15 protein-coding genes are annotated in these 15322 nt (G+C 65.4%); 6 read left to right on the top strand and 9 right to left on the bottom strand.

Features of this window, described 5'->3' with window-relative positions; translation table 11 throughout:
* Positions 1 to 5: 5 nt before the first annotated feature.
* The 4 genes from AC1DGP_RS00715 to AC1DGP_RS00700 all read right to left on the bottom strand — a co-directional run bounded on the left by AC1DGP_RS00715 (position 6) and on the right by AC1DGP_RS00700 (position 3183).
* Positions 6 to 683, bottom strand: coding sequence for a phosphatase PAP2 family protein (locus AC1DGP_RS00715; protein ID WP_476831619.1), 678 nt, complete (start codon positions 681 to 683; stop codon positions 6 to 8).
* Positions 684 to 724: 41 nt separating this feature from the next.
* On the bottom strand, positions 725 to 1636 hold the full coding sequence (locus AC1DGP_RS00710) for a diacylglycerol/lipid kinase family protein (protein WP_476826529.1): 912 nt from the start codon (positions 1634 to 1636) through the stop codon (positions 725 to 727).
* Positions 1637 to 1684: 48 nt separating this feature from the next.
* Positions 1685 to 2578: a transglutaminase-like domain-containing protein gene (locus AC1DGP_RS00705; protein WP_441490048.1), complete on the bottom strand. Its 894-nt coding sequence runs from the start codon at positions 2576 to 2578 to the stop codon at positions 1685 to 1687.
* Between the two features lie 233 nt (positions 2579 to 2811).
* Positions 2812 to 3183: a PRC-barrel domain-containing protein gene (locus AC1DGP_RS00700; RefSeq protein WP_476831618.1), complete on the bottom strand. Its 372-nt coding sequence runs from the start codon at positions 3181 to 3183 to the stop codon at positions 2812 to 2814.
* Positions 3184 to 3496: 313 nt separating this feature from the next.
* On the opposite strand from AC1DGP_RS00700, the gene AC1DGP_RS00695 reads away from it, so the two are divergent.
* Positions 3497 to 3760: a glycine zipper domain-containing protein gene (locus tag AC1DGP_RS00695; protein ID WP_069877583.1), complete on the top strand. Its 264-nt coding sequence runs from the start codon at positions 3497 to 3499 to the stop codon at positions 3758 to 3760.
* Between the two features lie 58 nt (positions 3761 to 3818).
* Here the strand turns inward: AC1DGP_RS00695 and AC1DGP_RS00690 are convergent, their stop codons facing one another.
* Positions 3819 to 4568, bottom strand: a complete 750-nt coding sequence (locus AC1DGP_RS00690; RefSeq protein ID WP_441490049.1) for a UTRA domain-containing protein — start codon at positions 4566 to 4568, stop codon at positions 3819 to 3821.
* Positions 4569 to 4585: 17 nt separating this feature from the next.
* Positions 4586 to 5953 carry a formimidoylglutamate deiminase gene (locus AC1DGP_RS00685; protein ID WP_476831617.1) on the bottom strand — a complete coding sequence of 456 codons (1368 nt, stop codon included), beginning with the start codon at positions 5951 to 5953 and terminating at the stop codon, positions 4586 to 4588.
* 100 nt (positions 5954 to 6053) lie between these two features.
* Between AC1DGP_RS00685 and hutI the strand changes: the two genes are divergently transcribed.
* The 5 genes from hutI to AC1DGP_RS00660 all read left to right on the top strand — a co-directional run bounded on the left by hutI (position 6054) and on the right by AC1DGP_RS00660 (position 11938).
* A complete protein-coding gene (gene hutI / locus AC1DGP_RS00680; protein WP_476831616.1) occupies positions 6054 to 7277 on the top strand; it encodes an imidazolonepropionase in 1224 nt (407 codons plus the stop codon).
* Positions 7274 to 8809 (top strand): histidine ammonia-lyase, encoded by a 1536-nt coding sequence (gene hutH, locus AC1DGP_RS00675; protein WP_476831615.1) that lies wholly within the window; start codon positions 7274 to 7276, stop codon positions 8807 to 8809. Before hutI ends, hutH begins: the two co-directional genes overlap by 4 nt.
* Positions 8809 to 9618, top strand: a complete 810-nt coding sequence (gene hutG, locus AC1DGP_RS00670) for an N-formylglutamate deformylase (protein ID WP_476831614.1) — start codon at positions 8809 to 8811, stop codon at positions 9616 to 9618. The genes hutH and hutG overlap by 1 nt, the downstream gene beginning before the upstream one ends.
* A 62-nt stretch (positions 9619 to 9680) precedes the next feature.
* Positions 9681 to 11348: a urocanate hydratase gene (hutU, locus tag AC1DGP_RS00665; RefSeq protein WP_476831613.1), complete on the top strand. Its 1668-nt coding sequence runs from the start codon at positions 9681 to 9683 to the stop codon at positions 11346 to 11348.
* Positions 11349 to 11350: 2 nt separating this feature from the next.
* On the top strand, positions 11351 to 11938 hold the full coding sequence (locus AC1DGP_RS00660; protein ID WP_476831612.1) for a HutD/Ves family protein: 588 nt from the start codon (positions 11351 to 11353) through the stop codon (positions 11936 to 11938).
* Positions 11939 to 11957: 19 nt separating this feature from the next.
* Here the strand turns inward: AC1DGP_RS00660 and AC1DGP_RS00655 are convergent, their stop codons facing one another.
* The 3 genes from AC1DGP_RS00655 to AC1DGP_RS00645 form a co-directional block, all read right to left on the bottom strand.
* Positions 11958 to 13028 (bottom strand): class I SAM-dependent methyltransferase, encoded by a 1071-nt coding sequence (locus tag AC1DGP_RS00655; RefSeq protein WP_441490056.1) that lies wholly within the window; start codon positions 13026 to 13028, stop codon positions 11958 to 11960.
* 257 nt (positions 13029 to 13285) lie between these two features.
* On the bottom strand, positions 13286 to 14692 hold the full coding sequence (locus AC1DGP_RS00650) for a TRAP transporter large permease (RefSeq protein WP_441490057.1): 1407 nt from the start codon (positions 14690 to 14692) through the stop codon (positions 13286 to 13288).
* A 3-nt stretch (positions 14693 to 14695) separates the two neighbouring features.
* Positions 14696 to 15280 carry a TRAP transporter small permease gene (locus AC1DGP_RS00645; RefSeq protein ID WP_476831611.1) on the bottom strand — a complete coding sequence of 195 codons (585 nt, stop codon included), beginning with the start codon at positions 15278 to 15280 and terminating at the stop codon, positions 14696 to 14698.
* Positions 15281 to 15322 lie beyond the last annotated feature (42 nt).

Here is a 15322-nt window from a genome sequence, read left to right as displayed (position 1 = left end):
GCGGATCAGCCGGCGGAAGGGGTGCCGGCACTGGCGGGCTCCGCCCTTGCCATGCCCTGTCCGGCAAGCGCGAGCGAAAGACTCGACCACGCGATGCCTAGGCACCAGCCGGCCAGCACGTCGCTTGGCCAATGGACGCCCAGATAGATCCGGCTCACGCCAATCAGCAGCATCAGGACCCAGGCCAGCCCGATGCTGAGCCGTGTGATATCCCGATGCCGGGACGCCAGTCCGATGAAACCGGCGATGCCGAGCAGAACAACCGCCGATAGAAAGGCATGACCGCTCGGAAAGCTCGCAGTGAAGACGATTGCACTCGGCTCGACGACATCGGGGCGCGCCCGGCCGATCCCGATCTTCAGCAGCGTGCTGACCAGCGTTGCCAGCACGACATTGACGACGAGTGCGACGGCAAGGCGCCGATAGCCGGCAAGCCAGAGAGCGAGCGTCGCGGCGAGGGTCATGAAACCAAGCCCGACGAAACTGCCGAGCCCGCTGATGTCCCGCATCATCTCGGGCAACCATTGCGGCCCGATCGGCGTGGCCGGATCCCCAGCTTGCCGGAACAGCAGGATGAGGCCGGTATCGAAGGCGAAGGTGCGGCCGGACATGATGAACAGCGCCAGGCCGAGAAAGGCGAAGGCGGCCGCCAGAGGGACAAGAATGCGGGGAGGAAGCGGCATCGAAATCCTGAATGATGGCAATCGACCGGAGGAACGTGTCTCTAGCCGTGCGCCCGGCCCGGGGGCACCCGGCAAGCGATGAGGCGCACCGCCTTTGGCAGAAGGCGATAGCGGAGCTCGCCGGCCTTGCGCTCGACCTCGCCGTCAAAGGTGATGTGACCGCGCTTCTTGTCGCGACGCGTCAGCGTGACTTCGTCACCGGTATAGGAGGTCAGGTTCTGGGACGAGCGCCAGTGCCCGGATGCGACCGACAGCGCTGCCTTGGTGCGCGAGAGAAGGCCGCCCGCATTGAGGATATGAACCTCGAAGACGCCGCCATCGAGCTTGCTGCGGCGCCATTCGGGCCCATCGAAACTATTGATGGTGACAAGAACGGCATCGGCCTCGACCTGGCGGCGCTCCTGGCCGATCCGGATGTCCACGGTGATCGCCCGGGTGAACAGGATGGAGCGCGTCGCAGCGACCGCAAAGGCGACCGCGCGGCTGAAGGGGAAGCGCCTGCGCGCATATTCACGTTCGCGGGCCATCAGGCTGAAGAAGCCCATTCCCGAGATCGAGTGGAACAGCCGGTCATTGACGCGGCCGATGTCCATCGTCACCGGCGCCCCCGTGCAGAGCGCCTCGATCTGGCCCTCCAGCGTCCCGACGAGGCCGAGATCCCGCCCAAGGATATTCACCGTCCCGAGCGGGAGAACCCCTACCGGCCGTCCGGCCTGCAGCAGGACCGGCAGCACGCCGTTGATCGTGCCGTCGCCACCGGCAATGACGGGGGTTGCCGCAGCATCGGCGATCGCCGTCGAAAGCGCATGATGCAACTCGCGCGGCGGCACGAGCCGGACCTCCGCCTTGCAATCATGGGCATGGAACGCGGCCTCGATCCTGGCCGCGAAGGCCTCGGGCCCTGCGGCCAGCACGGTTCCCGCCCGCGCATTGACGATCACGATATGGCGCATGACGCCCTGATATCATCCCATCCATGCCGGAGCCCAGGCCAAGGCATTTCACAATGCAGCGGCCCGCTCCGCGCGCCACTCAACACGGTCTTTCGTCACAATCATGGCAGTTGCCGCGTCTTCGACCTCTTCGGTCGTGACCTCGAAATGCTGAAGCGAATGGGCTCCGAAGGAATTGAGCATCGCGACATCGGTCGCGTCACGCCCCCGGGCGATCACGATCCGGCCGATGCGGCGGGCATTGTGACGCGCATCGAAGGTGTACCAGCGACCACTGAGGAAGACCTCGAACCAGGCGTTGAAATCCATTGGGGCCGGGTCCTTCGGCACGCCGATATCGCCGAGATAGCCGTTGCAATAGCGGGCCGGGATATTGAGGCAGCGACAGAGGGTCACGGCAAGGTGGGCGAAGTCGCGGCAGACGCCGATCCGTTCCTCGAAGGCCTCCGCCGCAGTGCGCGTGTTGCGCGCATAGGCATAGCCGAAGGTCAGGTGATTATGGACGAAATCGACGACGGCCTGGACACGCTGCCAGCCCGGAGGGATCTGGCCGAAGAGCTGCCAGGCGCGATCCCCGAGCTTGTCGGTTTCGCAGTACCGGCTGCCGAGCAGATAGATCAGCACCTCGTCGGGCAGCTCGGACGGTTGCGCTTGCCGCGCCGCCGGATTGAAAGGATCGGGCTCGCCGGAATCATGGAGAAGTCCCGCTGAACTCAGCCGGATCCCGCCCGCTGGGGCGACAAGCCGGCGGCAGATATTGCCGAACGGGTCGCGATAGCGCTCGACTGGAACATGGCGACGTGGATCGACCAGGGAGACCGCGGTCATATCGTCTTGGCGGATGACATCGTGCTGACGGGAAGGATGCACATCGAGCATCGTCAACAGCGGCAATTCCTGCTGAGAGACGAGTTCGATGCGATAGCCGTAACGGATCTGCATGAGGGGCTCCTGGCAGGAATTGGACCGTCTCAACAGGCCGGCGGGCAGTCCCACACGTACCGGCGATGACGGAAAGGCGCTGTCAGGATGACGCGCGATCAGCGGATTGGTTCCCGAAAAAGGGAAGGAGTCGGGCCTCCAAACGGAAGATGCGGGCCTTTCGGCCCGCATCCCGCCGTCACGACGGTTCGGCTGGGGGGATAGCAACCGCCGCGACCTGCAGCCGGCGGTGCCTACATCATCCAGTAGGGCATCGTGCCGTAGTAATCATGCACGCGCTTGCCGTAATTTCTGTCGTCCCAGTCGGGCTCGCCTTCGCTGTCATACATCGGCGCCGCCTCGAGCTTCTCCTTGGTAAGAGGCACGACATAGCCACCGCGATTGGTGTCGTAGTCGAGCACACTCCAGGGAATGGGATGGTATTTCTCACCCAAGCCAAGAAAGCCGCCGAAGGACATGATGGCGTAGGCGACCTTGCCGGTCTGCTTGTCGAGCATCACGTCATAGATCTCGCCGAGATGATCGCCCGACGTATTGTAGACGCTGGTTCCGGCGACACGTGCACCGGCAATGAGCGGGTTCCCCGTGGTGGCAGTTGCGGTCATTGGAGCCTCCATTGAACGGCTACGCGGTGGCTCGCACCGCAGTCTGCCGGATCAACGCCGGGGAATCCGGAAGGTTCCGGGCAAAAGCCGAACCACTCCACTCCCTGTGGAAGACAACCCTGGGTATCTCCGCTCCACATGGCGAAGCCATAAATGGAACATTAATCCTTTGTCATGGTTGCTATGTCGCGCGATGTTGGTTGCGTCGCCCGTTACGGATCGTGTCTCGATCCTTTCGGGTGCGTTTCCATATCGAATGGAGCGGTTCGGACTGTGCATTAGGCCTGTCGATTGCATCCTGGGAGTCAAAACAATGAAGAAGCTTCTCATCCTCGTCGCGGTCGCGGCCTCGCTCGGTGCCTGCACGCAGCGCGAGCAGAATACCGGAACGGGCGCCCTGATCGGGGCTGGCACGGGTGCACTGATTGGTGGCCTCGCCACCGGCCGCGCTGGTGGCGCGCTCGCGGGCGCTGCAATCGGCGGTGCTGGCGGCGCCATCATCGGCTCGGCCACGACACCTGACCGTGTCTGCTACGGTCGCGACGAATGGGGTCGCCGCGTTCGCTATGCCTGCTGAACCGTTCAGCAGCTGAAGATAGAAAGGCCCGCATTCGCGGGCCTTTTTCATGCGCCGCTCAGACCGCACCGTATGGGCCGAAGCGACCAATGAAGCGGTGTCGCCCGCCAGGATAGAGCAGGCGAACGGCCGTCACCGGCTGGTTCTGATTCCAGGTGCGGCGCTCGACGAGCAGGCATGGCTCGCCCTGCTCGATCTCCAGCAACCCCGACTCCCGTTCGCCCGCCGCCACCGCGCTGATCGCGTGCTCGGCCTGCGACCAGAGACTGTGCTGCAGCAACCAGTCGCCGGGAGGCGTCGTCTCGAATCGTTCGGCCGCGGCTGCGGGCACGGTCGCGAGATGAATCACCCGCTCCTCCAGCACATGCGGCTGCCCGCCGCTGCGATGCAGGGTCACGAGATGGGCCACCTGTTCCGAGCGCTTCAGTTCGAAGCGCGCAGCGACTTCAGGCGAAGGCCGTGCGTCCCGCCGCGACAGAATCTCGAAGGAATAGTCCTGCCCGAGCTGCCTTACCTCGTCGGGTATCGACAGGATGTCGAGCATGGCATGGCTTGCCGGCGGGTTCGCCACGATGGTGCCGGACCGCCGGCGCCGCGTGATCAACCCTTCGCGCGCCAGCTGCACCAAGGCGCGATGTACCGTCATGCGCGACGCGCCGAGCCGCTCCATCAGAGCGTGCTCCGGCGGCACCGCCGTTCCCGGAGGCCAGGCCCCATTCAGGACGAGATCCCGGATGGCACGGCGGATCTGGTCATAGACCGGGCCCGTGCCATCCAGCTTTACAGCCTCGATCCCGTTATCCGACATGACGACCCTTCAAGGACTCAGGCAAGCAGCCGACGCATCGTCGCGGCGAATCGGCTCGCGACAGCGGCGCGTGCGACATGGCGACCTTCGCTGACAACCTGCCGCCCGCCAACCAGGACATCGCGCAAGGGTAAGGCGTTGGCAGCGAAAATCGCGCTGTCGAGCACCGCCTCGCCACGCTTTCCGACCAAGGCAGGATGATCGGGATCGAGCGAGACGAGATCGGCGCGCTGGCCGACCGCAAGGCTTCCAATGGCACGGCCGCAGGCCTGCGCGCCGCCGACACAGGCCTTTGCCCAGAGTGCATGTCCCGTGGAGGCGTCGGCATCCGCCAGCAAGGCACGCCCGCGATCGCGCAGGCGCTGGGAGTATTCGAGTTGGCGCAGCTCGGCGCCGGCATCGATCTGGATGTTGGAATCGCTGCCGACACCGAAGGCCCCGCCAGCGGCCACGTAGCGCACGCCATCGAAGATGCCATCGCCCAGGCTAGACTCGGTGATCGGGCACAGTCCCGCGACAGCGCCGCTGCGCGCGATGGTGTCGCGCTCCGCATCCGTCAGATGGGTGGCGTGGATCAGGCACCAGCGCCTGTCCAACGCAATGCTGTCCGTCAGGAACTCGACCGGGCGACGCCCAGTGATTGTCAGGCTGTCCTCGATCTCGCGCATCTGTTCGGCGACATGGATATGGATCGGTCCATCAGGCGCCAGGCCAAGCAGCCACTGCAGATCCTCAGGCGAAACGGCGCGCAGCGAATGCGGCGCGACGCCGAGCCGCGAATCCGGCAGAGTGCCGATCGCGACAGCGCTCGCCTCCATGAGCCGGGCAAAACTGTCGCGATTATTGATGAAGCGACGCTGGCCATGGCTCGGGGCAGCGCCACCGAAATTGCCGAAACGATAGAGCACCGGCAGCAGGGTCAGGCCGATGCCGGTTTCCTCGGCTGCTGCCGCAACCGCCAGCGCCATCGCCGCGATATCGGCATGCGGCTGGCCGTCCTTGTCATGGTGCAGATAGTGGAACTCGGCGAGCGCGGTGAAGCCGCCCTCCAGCATTTCGACCATTGCCTGCGCCGCGATCGCCTGGACGTCGTCGGGATCAAGCCGGTCGAGGAAGCGATACATCACCTCGCGCCAGGTCCAGAACGAATCCGCCGTGGCGCCGCGCCGCTCAGACAGGCCCGCCATGCCGCGCTGGAACAGATGGCTGTGGAGGTTCGGCATGCCAGGCAGCGTCAGCCCGGCCAGGTGCAGGGCACCGGCCGGAGCAACCTCTCCCACGCGCATGGAGGTGATTGTCCCCTCCGCGATCGTGAGCGTCACGTTATCGGCAAAGCCCTCCGGCAAGAGTGCCTGGGCGAGATGCAGGGTCGGGTTTTGTGTCACGCTGGCTCCTCGCTCGATTTGCATATGCAAATGACACTTGCTAATTGCATATGCAATTGTCTAGCATAGTCGGATCGCAAACGAAGTCGAGAGGATGCGGATGGCCGCGGAACCTTCCCACTGCGACAGGATCTGGGTGAATGCCCGCCTCGCGACCATGGCGCCCGGCGCCGGCCAGCCCTATGGCGCTGTCGAGGACGGTGTCGTTGCGGCCCGCGACGGTCGCATCGTCTTTGCTGGCCCGCGCAGCGAGGCACCACCTCTGAACGCGCGCGAAACCGTCGACTGCGGCGGACGCTGGATCACACCGGGCCTGATCGATTGCCATACCCATCTCGTCTATGGCGGAGACCGGGCACATGAGTTCGAGCTCAGGCTGCAGGGCGCGAGCTATGAGGAAATCGCACGCGCCGGCGGCGGAATCCTCTCCACCGTCAAGGCCACGCGCGGCGCCAGCGAGGCCGAGCTCTTCGCCAGTGCCGACCGGCGCCTGAGCGCCCTGGTCGCGGAAGGCGTCACAACCGTCGAGATCAAGTCGGGCTACGGGCTCGAACAGCAGACCGAGCTGAAGCAACTTGCGGTCGCACGGCAGCTCGGCCGCGAGCGGCCTGTCACCGTCCGCACCACTTTCCTTGCCGCCCATGCCGTTCCGCCGGAGTTCACCGGCCGCTCCGGCGACTATGTCGACCAGATCACCGGGCCGATGCTCGACGCCGTGACCGCGCGGGATCTTGCCGACGCAGTCGACGTGTTCTGCGAGGGCATTGCCTTCTCGCCCGAGGAGACGGCCAGGGTATTTACCGCAGCCAGGGCCAAGGGGCTGCCGGTCAAGATCCATGCCGAACAGCTTTCCAATCTCGGCGGCGCCGCACTCGCGGCCGAACATGGCGCACTCTCGGCCGACCATCTCGAATATCTCGACGAGGCGGGCGTGATCGCCATGGCCCGGTCCGGAACGGTCGCCGTCATCCTGCCGGGCGCCTTCTACTTCCTGCGCGAGACGCAGAAGCCGCCGATCGACCTGCTCCGCAAGCATGGCGTTGCAATCGCGCTCGCGACCGACGCCAATCCCGGCTCCTCGCCGCTGACCTCGCCGCTGCTGGTCCTCAACATGGCCTGCACGCTCTTCCGGCTGACACCCGAAGAGGCGCTGGCCGGGCTGACGCGCCATGCCGCCAAGGCGCTCGGCCTGCAGGACGAGATCGGCACGCTCGAGGCCGGCAAGCGCTGCGACCTCGCCATCTGGGAGATCGAGCGCCCCGCCGAACTCGCCTACCGCATCGGCTTCAACCCGCTTCACTCCCGCATCTGGAACGGCCAATGACCGCAACATTCTCCCTGAAGCCGGGCGAGGCCGCCCTGAAGCAATGGCGCGCCATGATTGACGGCGCCGCAGCCAAGCTGGATGGCGCAAGCGCCGCAGCGATCGCCGCCGCCCAAGCGATCGTCGACGACATCGTCGCCGCCGGAACCGTGACCTATGGCGTCAATACCGGCTTCGGCAAGCTTGCCAGCGTGCGCATCGCCGATGCCGACCTGGCAACCCTGCAGCGCAACCTGATCCTCTCCCATGCCGTCGGCACCGGCCCTGCCCTGCCGGACCGGATCGTGCGCCTGATCCTCGCCATGAAGGCCGCGAGCCTGGCACGCGGCGCCTCCGGCGTGCGCCCCGTCGTGGTCGAGGCGCTGATCGGCGCGCTCGCAGCCGAGGCGCTTCCGGTCGTTCCCGCCAAGGGCTCGGTCGGCGCGTCCGGCGATCTTGCGCCGCTCGCCCATCTCACCGCGGCGCTGATGGGCGTCGGCGAGATCAGACTGCGGGGCGAAACGCTTCCCGCAGGGGATGCCCTGGCCCGGATTGGCCAGAAGCCGCTCGAACTCGGGGCCAAGGAGGGTCTGGCGCTGATCAACGGGACGCAGGTCTCGACCGCGATCGCGCTGACGGCGCTCAGCGACATCGCCCGCGTGTTCGATGCCGCGCTGGTCACTGGCGCACTCTCCGTGGATGCGCTGAAGGGCTCCGACACGCCGTTCGACCCGCGCATCCAGGCGCTGCGCGGCCAGCCCGGCCAGATCCGGGTCGCGCAAACATTGCTCGCGCTGATCGCGAAGAGCGAAATCCGCGACAGCCATCGCTTCGGCGATTCCAAGGTCCAGGACCCTTACTCGCTGCGCTGCCAGCCGCAGGTGATGGGGGCCGTGCGCGACCTCCTCGCCAATGCCGCCGCGACGCTTGCGATCGAGGCCAACGCGGTCACCGACAACCCGCTGGTGCTGGGGCCGGGCGAAATCGTCTCGGGCGGCAACTTCCACGCCGAGCCCGTCGCCTTCGCCGCCGACATCCTCGCCATGGGACTCTGCGAGATCGGCAACCTGTCCGAGCGGCGCATGGCGCTGCTGGTCGACCCCGTGATGAGCGGCCTGCCTCCCTTCCTGGCCCGCGATGCCGGGCTGAACTCCGGCTTCATGATTGCGCAGGTCACGGCAGCCGCGCTGGCATCGGAGAACAAGCAGAAGGCCTATCCCGCCTCGGTCGACACGATCCCGACCTCTGCCAACCAGGAAGACCACGTCTCGATGGCGACGCACGGCGCCTATCGCCTGCTCGACATGGCCCGGAACGCTGCCAGCATCATCGGCGTCGAGCTGATGGCTGCGGCGGAAGCGATCGAGCATCATCGCCCGATGAAGACGAGCCCGCGGCTGGAGCCGGTTCTGGCCCTGATCCGGCAGCGTATCGCGCCGCTCGACGCGGACCGCTACCTTGCCCCCGACCTTGCGGCGGCAACCGAGCTGGTGCTCAGCGGCGCGATCAGCGATGCCGCCGGGCTCGACAGCTTCGCGGAGTTCTCGGCGTGATGAGCATGAACCCTTCCGAGATCGTCAGCGTCACGCAAGGCGCCGGTCCGCTGGTCCTGTCGATGCCGCATCCCGGCACTGGCTTGCCGGCGGAGGTGAAGGCGGCGCTGAACGAGACGGGTCGTTCCGTGCCCGACACCGACTGGCATATGCGCCAGCTCTATGCGTTTGCCGAGCGCTTCGCACCGACGATCGTCGAGGCCGGGCTGTCGCGCTATGTCATCGACCTCAACCGCGACCCGTCCGGCGTATCGCTCTACCCCGGACAGGCGACGACGGAACTCGTGCCGACCACGACCTTCGACGGCGAGCCGATCTGGGCAAAGGCGCCCGACGAGGCCGAGATCGCGCGCCGTCGCGCCGCCTATTTCCAGCCCTATCACGACGCACTCGCAGCCGAGATCGAACGGGCCAAAGCCGCGCATGGTTTCTGCCTGCTCTGGGACTGCCACTCCATCAAGTCGGTCATTCCACGCCTGTTCCCGGGCACGCTGCCGATGCTCAATCTCGGCACCAATTCCGGTGCGAGCTGCGCACCTTCGGTCCAGCACGCGGCCGATGCAGCGCTTGCCGGCTCGGGCTTCAACCATGTCAGCAATGGCCGCTTCAAGGGCGGCTGGATCACCCGGCATTACGGCCAGCCGGCGCGGGATGTGCACGCGATCCAGATGGAAATCTCGCTGAGCGGCTATCTCACCGAGGAGACGCCGCCCTGGCGCTTCGACACGCCCAAGGCCGCGGGACTGCAAACCGCCCTCTCCGCCATCATCGAAGCCGCGCTCGATGCGGCCAGAAAGCTGAAACCCTGACCCTGATCGGACGGAAACAACGCATTCCGCATTTCCCGATCACGGTTTGAACGGAGCCATTCATGACCCGCATCGACAATAGCCGCGTCATCCGCAGCCCCAGGGGCACCGAGCTCTCCGCCAAGAGCTGGCTGACCGAAGCGCCGCTGCGCATGCTGATGAACAATCTCGACCCCGACGTCGCCGAGAAGCCCGGCGAGCTCGTGGTCTATGGCGGCATCGGCCGTGCTGCCCGGACCTGGGAAGATTTCGACCGGATCGTCGGCGCGCTGCGCTCGCTCGAGGCCGACGAAACGCTGCTCGTGCAGTCCGGCAAGCCCGTCGGCGTGTTCCGCACCCATGCGGATGCGCCGCGCGTGCTGATCGCCAATTCGAACCTCGTGCCGGCCTACGCGAACTGGGAGCATTTCCACGAGCTCGATAAGGCCGGGCTGATGATGTACGGCCAGATGACCGCGGGGTCCTGGATCTATATCGGCACGCAGGGCATCGTTCAGGGCACTTACGAAACCTTCGTCGAGGTCGGCCGCCAGCATTATGGCGGCAGCCTCAAGGGCAAGTGGATCCTGACCGGCGGTCTCGGCGGCATGGGTGGGGCCCAGCCGCTCGCCGCGACGATGGCCGGGGCCTCGATGATCGCCATCGAGTGCAAGCCCTCCAGCATCGAGTTCCGGCTGCGCACCGGCTATCTCGACGAGAAGGCCGACAGTGTCGACGAGGCCCTGGAGATCATCAAGCGCGCCCATGCGGCAGGCAAGGCTGTCTCGGTCGGTGTGCTCGGCAATGCAGCGGAAATCTTCCCCGACATGGTCAGGCGCAGCATCCGCCCGGATGTCGTCACCGACCAGACCTCGGCCCATGACCCGCTGAACGGCTATCTGCCGGCCGGCTGGACGCTTGAGCAGTGGGAAGAGCGCAAGGAGCGCGATCCTGCCGGTACGATCGAGGCCGCCAAGAAATCGATGGCCGTGCATGTCCGCGCCATGCTGGATTTCCAGCAGATGGGCGTGCCGACGCTCGATTACGGCAATAATATCCGCCAGATGGCGAAGGATATGGGTGTCGACAACGCCTTCGATTTCCCCGGCTTCGTCCCGGCCTATATTCGCCCGCTGTTCTGCCGCGGCGTGGGCCCGTTCCGCTGGGCTGCGCTCTCCGGCGATCCGGAGGACATCTATCGCACGGACCAGCGCGTGAAGGAGCTGATGCCGGACGATCACCACCTGCATAACTGGCTCGACATGGCGCGCGAGCGCATCAAGTTCCAGGGCCTGCCGGCACGGATCTGCTGGGTCGGCCTCGGCGACCGGCACCGGCTCGGCCTTGCCTTCAACGAGATGGTGGCCAAGGGCGAGCTCAAAGCGCCGGTGGTGATCGGCCGCGACCACCTCGATTCCGGCTCGGTCGCTTCGCCGAACCGCGAGACGGAAGCGATGAAGGACGGTTCGGACGCCGTCTCCGATTGGCCACTGCTGAACGCGCTGCTCAACACCGCCGGCGGCGCGACCTGGGTCTCGCTTCACCATGGTGGCGGCGTCGGCATGGGCTATTCGCAGCATTCGGGTGTCGTCATCGTCGCCGACGGCACCCCGGAGGCGGCAAAGCGGCTGGAGCGCGTGCTGTGGAACGACCCGGCGACCGGTGTGATGCGTCATGCCGATGCCGGCTATGAGATCGCGATCGACTGCGCCAAGGCGAAGGGCCTGAAGCTGCCGGGCATTCTCGGCTGATCATGCGCATCATCCGCGCCAGCGCGTGCCGCACCATGCCGTGGAAGAACGGCGGCGGCACCACGACGGAGATCGCAGCGCATCCGCCCGGCGCCTCGCTGGACGGCTTCGACTGGCGGATTTCCATGGCCCATGTCGGGACGGATGGCCCCTTCTCCGTGTTTCCCGGCATTGACAGGACCTTGTCGGTGCTGACGGGCGGGGGAATCGCCCTCGCTTTCGGCGATGGCGAGAGCAAGCGCCTCGAGCGGTCCACCGAGCCCTATCCGTTCGCGGCTGACAGGCCCGTCGAAGGGCGACTGGTGGACGGGCCGATCGACGACCTCAACGTGATGACCCGGCGCGGGCGCTGGCTGCACAAGGTGATGCGCTTCAGCGGCACTGGCCCGTTCCGGCTCGACCAGACGGGAGAACTCGTGGTCCTGGTCGCTCGCTCCGATGGCTGGACGATAGTGCGGCCCCCGCACCGGGAAACCCTCGCCACCGGGGACAGTGCCCTGCTGGAATCGGTCGAAGGCGTCGTCCTGACGAGTCCTCACGACTCCGGCGAGATCTTCGCGATCGTGCTGTCGGCCGCTCCGCACATCTGACGCGCGGCCGACGCTCCGATCATGCTTCCATGTAACTACGCGTCATCGGCAAGGTGTCGAGCCGCTTAGCGAGCTGGAGCTGGAAGACGACAAGGCCATCGTGGCGGAAACTCGCTTCTGAAGCCGCCAGATAGAACTCCCACATCCGCGCGAAGCGCTCGTCATACATGTCCACCGCCTCCTTGCGCCGAGCGAGGAATCGCTCGCGCCAGGCCTTCAGCGTCTCGGCATAGTGAAGGCGCAGCACCTCGACATCAGTGATGATCAGGCCCTCGCGTTCGATTGCCGCCGTGATTTCCGACATGGCGGGAATGTAGCCGCCGGGGAAGATGTATTTGGCGATGAAAGGGTTCGTCGCACCTGGGGGCGTGGTGCGACCGATCGTATGAATGAGCGCAGCACCGTTATCCGTGAGCAGTTCCGCAATCTTGCGAAAATAGGCACGGTAATAGCCCACGCCGACATGCTCGAACATACCGACCGAGACGATGCGGTCGAAGGGTTCCGCTAGCATGCGGTAATCCTGGAACTGGAAATCGACCGGCAGCCCCTCGGCAGCAGCCCGCTCCTGCGCGACGGAAAGCTGCTCCCGCGAGAGGGTGATGCCCTTCACCGAGGCACCGGTTTCGCGCGCGATGCTCAAGCCCAGACCGCCCCAGCCCGACCCGATATCGAGGACGCGCTGGCCCGGCTCGATCGCCAGCTTGGCGATGATGTGGTGCTTCTTGGCCGCCTGTGCGTCCACGAGCGAAATGTCCGGGCTCGGAAAGTAGGCGCAGGAATACTGCAGGTCTTCGTCGAGGAAGAGCCGGAAGAACTCGGTCCTGAGGTCATAGTGATGGGCGACGTTGCGTCTCGCCCAAGCCAGATTGTTGTTCTGGGTGATGCGCCTGATCGCCGTGCGGAATTGCGTGAGAGGCCGCGTCCACGCGGTCAGCTCCTGTCGCGATGCGCCGGCGATCAGAATGTCGAGAAGGTCGTAGAGACTGCCACGCTCGACGACGACACGCCCGTCCATCACCGCCTCGCCAAGAGCAAGCTCTGGATTCAGCGCCAGTTTCAACTCGGTCGGCCGGTCGAGAATACGCATCGTGGGCCCAGGACTTCTCCCGGCGCCGACGGAGCGCTGGGATCCGTCGGCGAAGACAACATCGAGCCGGGATTTCCCCACCAGCCGGGACAACATCGATTCAATGAGCGCGCGCAAGGACGTCACTCCGTCAGCGAACTCCCCTTCGCCAAAAAAATGGCAATGGAGCCCCTTCAGTGCAACACCTTCAACCTGGGAGTGCAACAGGGGCCTGACTTCAGTGCATGGCGGCGGAGGCTCGGCTCCGCCGCCGAATATTACCGCAACATCCCCATCGTTCGCGGCAGCCACAGCGTCAACTCGGGAATGAAGGTGATGGCGAAGAGCGCCAGGAAGAGCGGCACCAGCCAGGGCAGGATCGCCATGGTGGTCTGCTCGACCGAGAGCTTCGCCACCCGCGAGAGCACGAAGAGCACCATGCCGAGCGGCGGATGCAGCAGGCCGATCATCAGGTTCAGCGTCATGATCAACCCGAAATGGATCGGGTCGACGCCGAGCTTGAGGGCGATCGGCAGCAGGATCGGCACCACGATGGTGATCGCCGCAATGGTGTCGAGGAAGCAGCCGATGAAGAGCAGCAGCAGATTGACCAGGATCAGGAAGACCCATTTGTTCTGCGTCAGCCCGAGGATCAGGTCGGACAGGATCTGCGCCGTGCTCGAGACCGTCAGCAGCCAGGCGAAGATCGAGGCGGCCGTGACGATGAAGAGGACGGAAGCGGTCGTCTCGATCGTGTCGAAGGTCGCCTTGGTCAGCGTGCGCAGCGTCATCGAGCGATAGCGGACAAGGCCGAGGAAGAGCGACCAGATCACCGCTGCAGCGGCGGCCTCCGTCGGCGTGAACCAGCCCAGCGTCATGCCGCCGATCAGGATGACCGGCGTCATCAGTGCCATCACCGCCGAGAAGTCGAAATAGTAGTCGAGCGCCAGCAGGGCGACGAGCGCGAGCCCGATCGCGACATTCTCCGACAGGCCTGCCCAGACGAGCAGATAAGCCAGGACCGGGAAGCCAAGCACGACCAGAACCTCGATCCCGGCCGAGCCGATCTGGCGCAGCGAGAATTTGGCGTCGGAGCCCCAGCCGCGCATGCGGGCGAAGACGGCGACCGTGCCCATCATGAACAGCGTCATCACCACGCCGGGAATGACACCGCCAAGGAAAAGTGCACCGATCGAGGTGTTCGACATCATGCCGTAGATGACGAAGGGCAGTGAAGGCGGAATGATCGGCCCGAGCGTCGCCGAGGCCGCCGTCACGCCGACGGCAACATCCATGGGATAGCCATGGTCCTTCATGGCCTTGATCTCGATCGTGCCGATGCCCGCGGCATCCGCGATCGCCGTGCCCGACATGCCCGAGAAGATCACCGAGCCGATGATGTTGACCTGGGCCAGGCCGCCGCGCATCCAACCGACAAGCGCGACCGCGAAGGCATAGATGCGACCGGTGACGCCGGCGATGTTCATCAGATTGCCGGCAAGGATGAAGAACGGCACCGCCAGCAGCGGGAAACTCTCGACGCCGGCGATCATCCGCTGCGCCATGATGACATCGGGCACAGTGCCGGAAATGACGATGAAGGCGAGAGAGGCGACGGCCATGGAGATGGCCACCGGCACGCCGAGGATCATCAGGCCGAGGAAGGTTCCGAGCAGGATGAGCATGCCTCAGGCCTCCGAGCCGTCGAAGGCCGAAGGCCGTTCCAGCACGGAATAGCCGCGTCGTGCATTCTGCCAGGCGACCTGGATCGAGCGCACCGTCATCAGAGCGAAGGCAATGACGACAGCATTGAAGACGATCGACTTCGGGAACTGGATCGTCGTCATCATCTCATCGGGGATGAGCGACGCATATTTGTACATGAGCCAGGTGGCGTAGCCGAAGAAGACGATCCGCAAGAGATCGACGCCCGTCGACAGGATCCGCCCCATGCCGGGCGACAGGTAGCGGTAGATGAAATCGACCTGGATATGGCGCGAGGCCCGCACGCACATCGAGGCGCCGAGGAAGACGACGACGATCAGCGCGTAGATCGCGATCTCTTCCGTCCAGGCGTAGGAATCGTTCAGGACATAGCGCGTGAAGAACTGCAGCACGACGCAGCCGACCATCAGCCAGAAGGCGGCGAGCGTCACCCAGTCCTCGACGCCATAGCCGCTCAGATCGGCAGGCGGTGGCGCCTCGTCGAAGACATGCGCGATTTCCTCGCTGGTGACGGGGATGTGGATCTCCTGCGGGGTCTCGCTCGACATCGACGGCCTCGGCTCGGCGTGAGGACAAAAAAGGGCCGGTCA

The organism is Allobosea sp. 05T433 (assembly GCF_056396065.1).
The sequence above is the reverse complement of the archived record's forward strand: the minus strand, read 5'-3'. Positions and strand labels throughout refer to the sequence as shown.

What these genes read in the sequence shown, in the direction of transcription:
- AC1DGP_RS00715 (WP_476831619.1), bottom strand. Translation starts at nt 683, where the DNA reads ATGCCGCTTCCTCCCCGCATTCTTGTCCCTCTGGCGGCCGCCTTCGCC.
- AC1DGP_RS00710 (WP_476826529.1), bottom strand. Translation starts at nt 1,636, where the DNA reads ATGCGCCATATCGTGATCGTCAATGCGCGGGCGGGAACCGTGCTGGCC.
- AC1DGP_RS00705 (WP_441490048.1), bottom strand. Translation starts at nt 2,578, where the DNA reads ATGCAGATCCGTTACGGCTATCGCATCGAACTCGTCTCTCAGCAGGAA.
- AC1DGP_RS00700 (WP_476831618.1), bottom strand. Translation starts at nt 3,183, where the DNA reads ATGACCGCAACTGCCACCACGGGGAACCCGCTCATTGCCGGTGCACGT.
- AC1DGP_RS00695 (WP_069877583.1), top strand. Translation starts at nt 3,497, where the DNA reads ATGAAGAAGCTTCTCATCCTCGTCGCGGTCGCGGCCTCGCTCGGTGCC.
- AC1DGP_RS00690 (WP_441490049.1), bottom strand. Translation starts at nt 4,568, where the DNA reads ATGTCGGATAACGGGATCGAGGCTGTAAAGCTGGATGGCACGGGCCCG.
- hutI (WP_476831616.1), top strand. Translation starts at nt 6,054, where the DNA reads ATGGCCGCGGAACCTTCCCACTGCGACAGGATCTGGGTGAATGCCCGC.
- hutH (WP_476831615.1), top strand. Translation starts at nt 7,274, where the DNA reads ATGACCGCAACATTCTCCCTGAAGCCGGGCGAGGCCGCCCTGAAGCAA.
- hutG (WP_476831614.1), top strand. Translation starts at nt 8,809, where the DNA reads ATGAGCATGAACCCTTCCGAGATCGTCAGCGTCACGCAAGGCGCCGGT.
- hutU (WP_476831613.1), top strand. Translation starts at nt 9,681, where the DNA reads ATGACCCGCATCGACAATAGCCGCGTCATCCGCAGCCCCAGGGGCACC.
- AC1DGP_RS00660 (WP_476831612.1), top strand. Translation starts at nt 11,351, where the DNA reads ATGCGCATCATCCGCGCCAGCGCGTGCCGCACCATGCCGTGGAAGAAC.
- AC1DGP_RS00655 (WP_441490056.1), bottom strand. Translation starts at nt 13,028, where the DNA reads ATGCGTATTCTCGACCGGCCGACCGAGTTGAAACTGGCGCTGAATCCA.
- AC1DGP_RS00650 (WP_441490057.1), bottom strand. Translation starts at nt 14,692, where the DNA reads ATGCTCATCCTGCTCGGAACCTTCCTCGGCCTGATGATCCTCGGCGTG.
- AC1DGP_RS00645 (WP_476831611.1), bottom strand. Translation starts at nt 15,280, where the DNA reads ATGTCGAGCGAGACCCCGCAGGAGATCCACATCCCCGTCACCAGCGAG.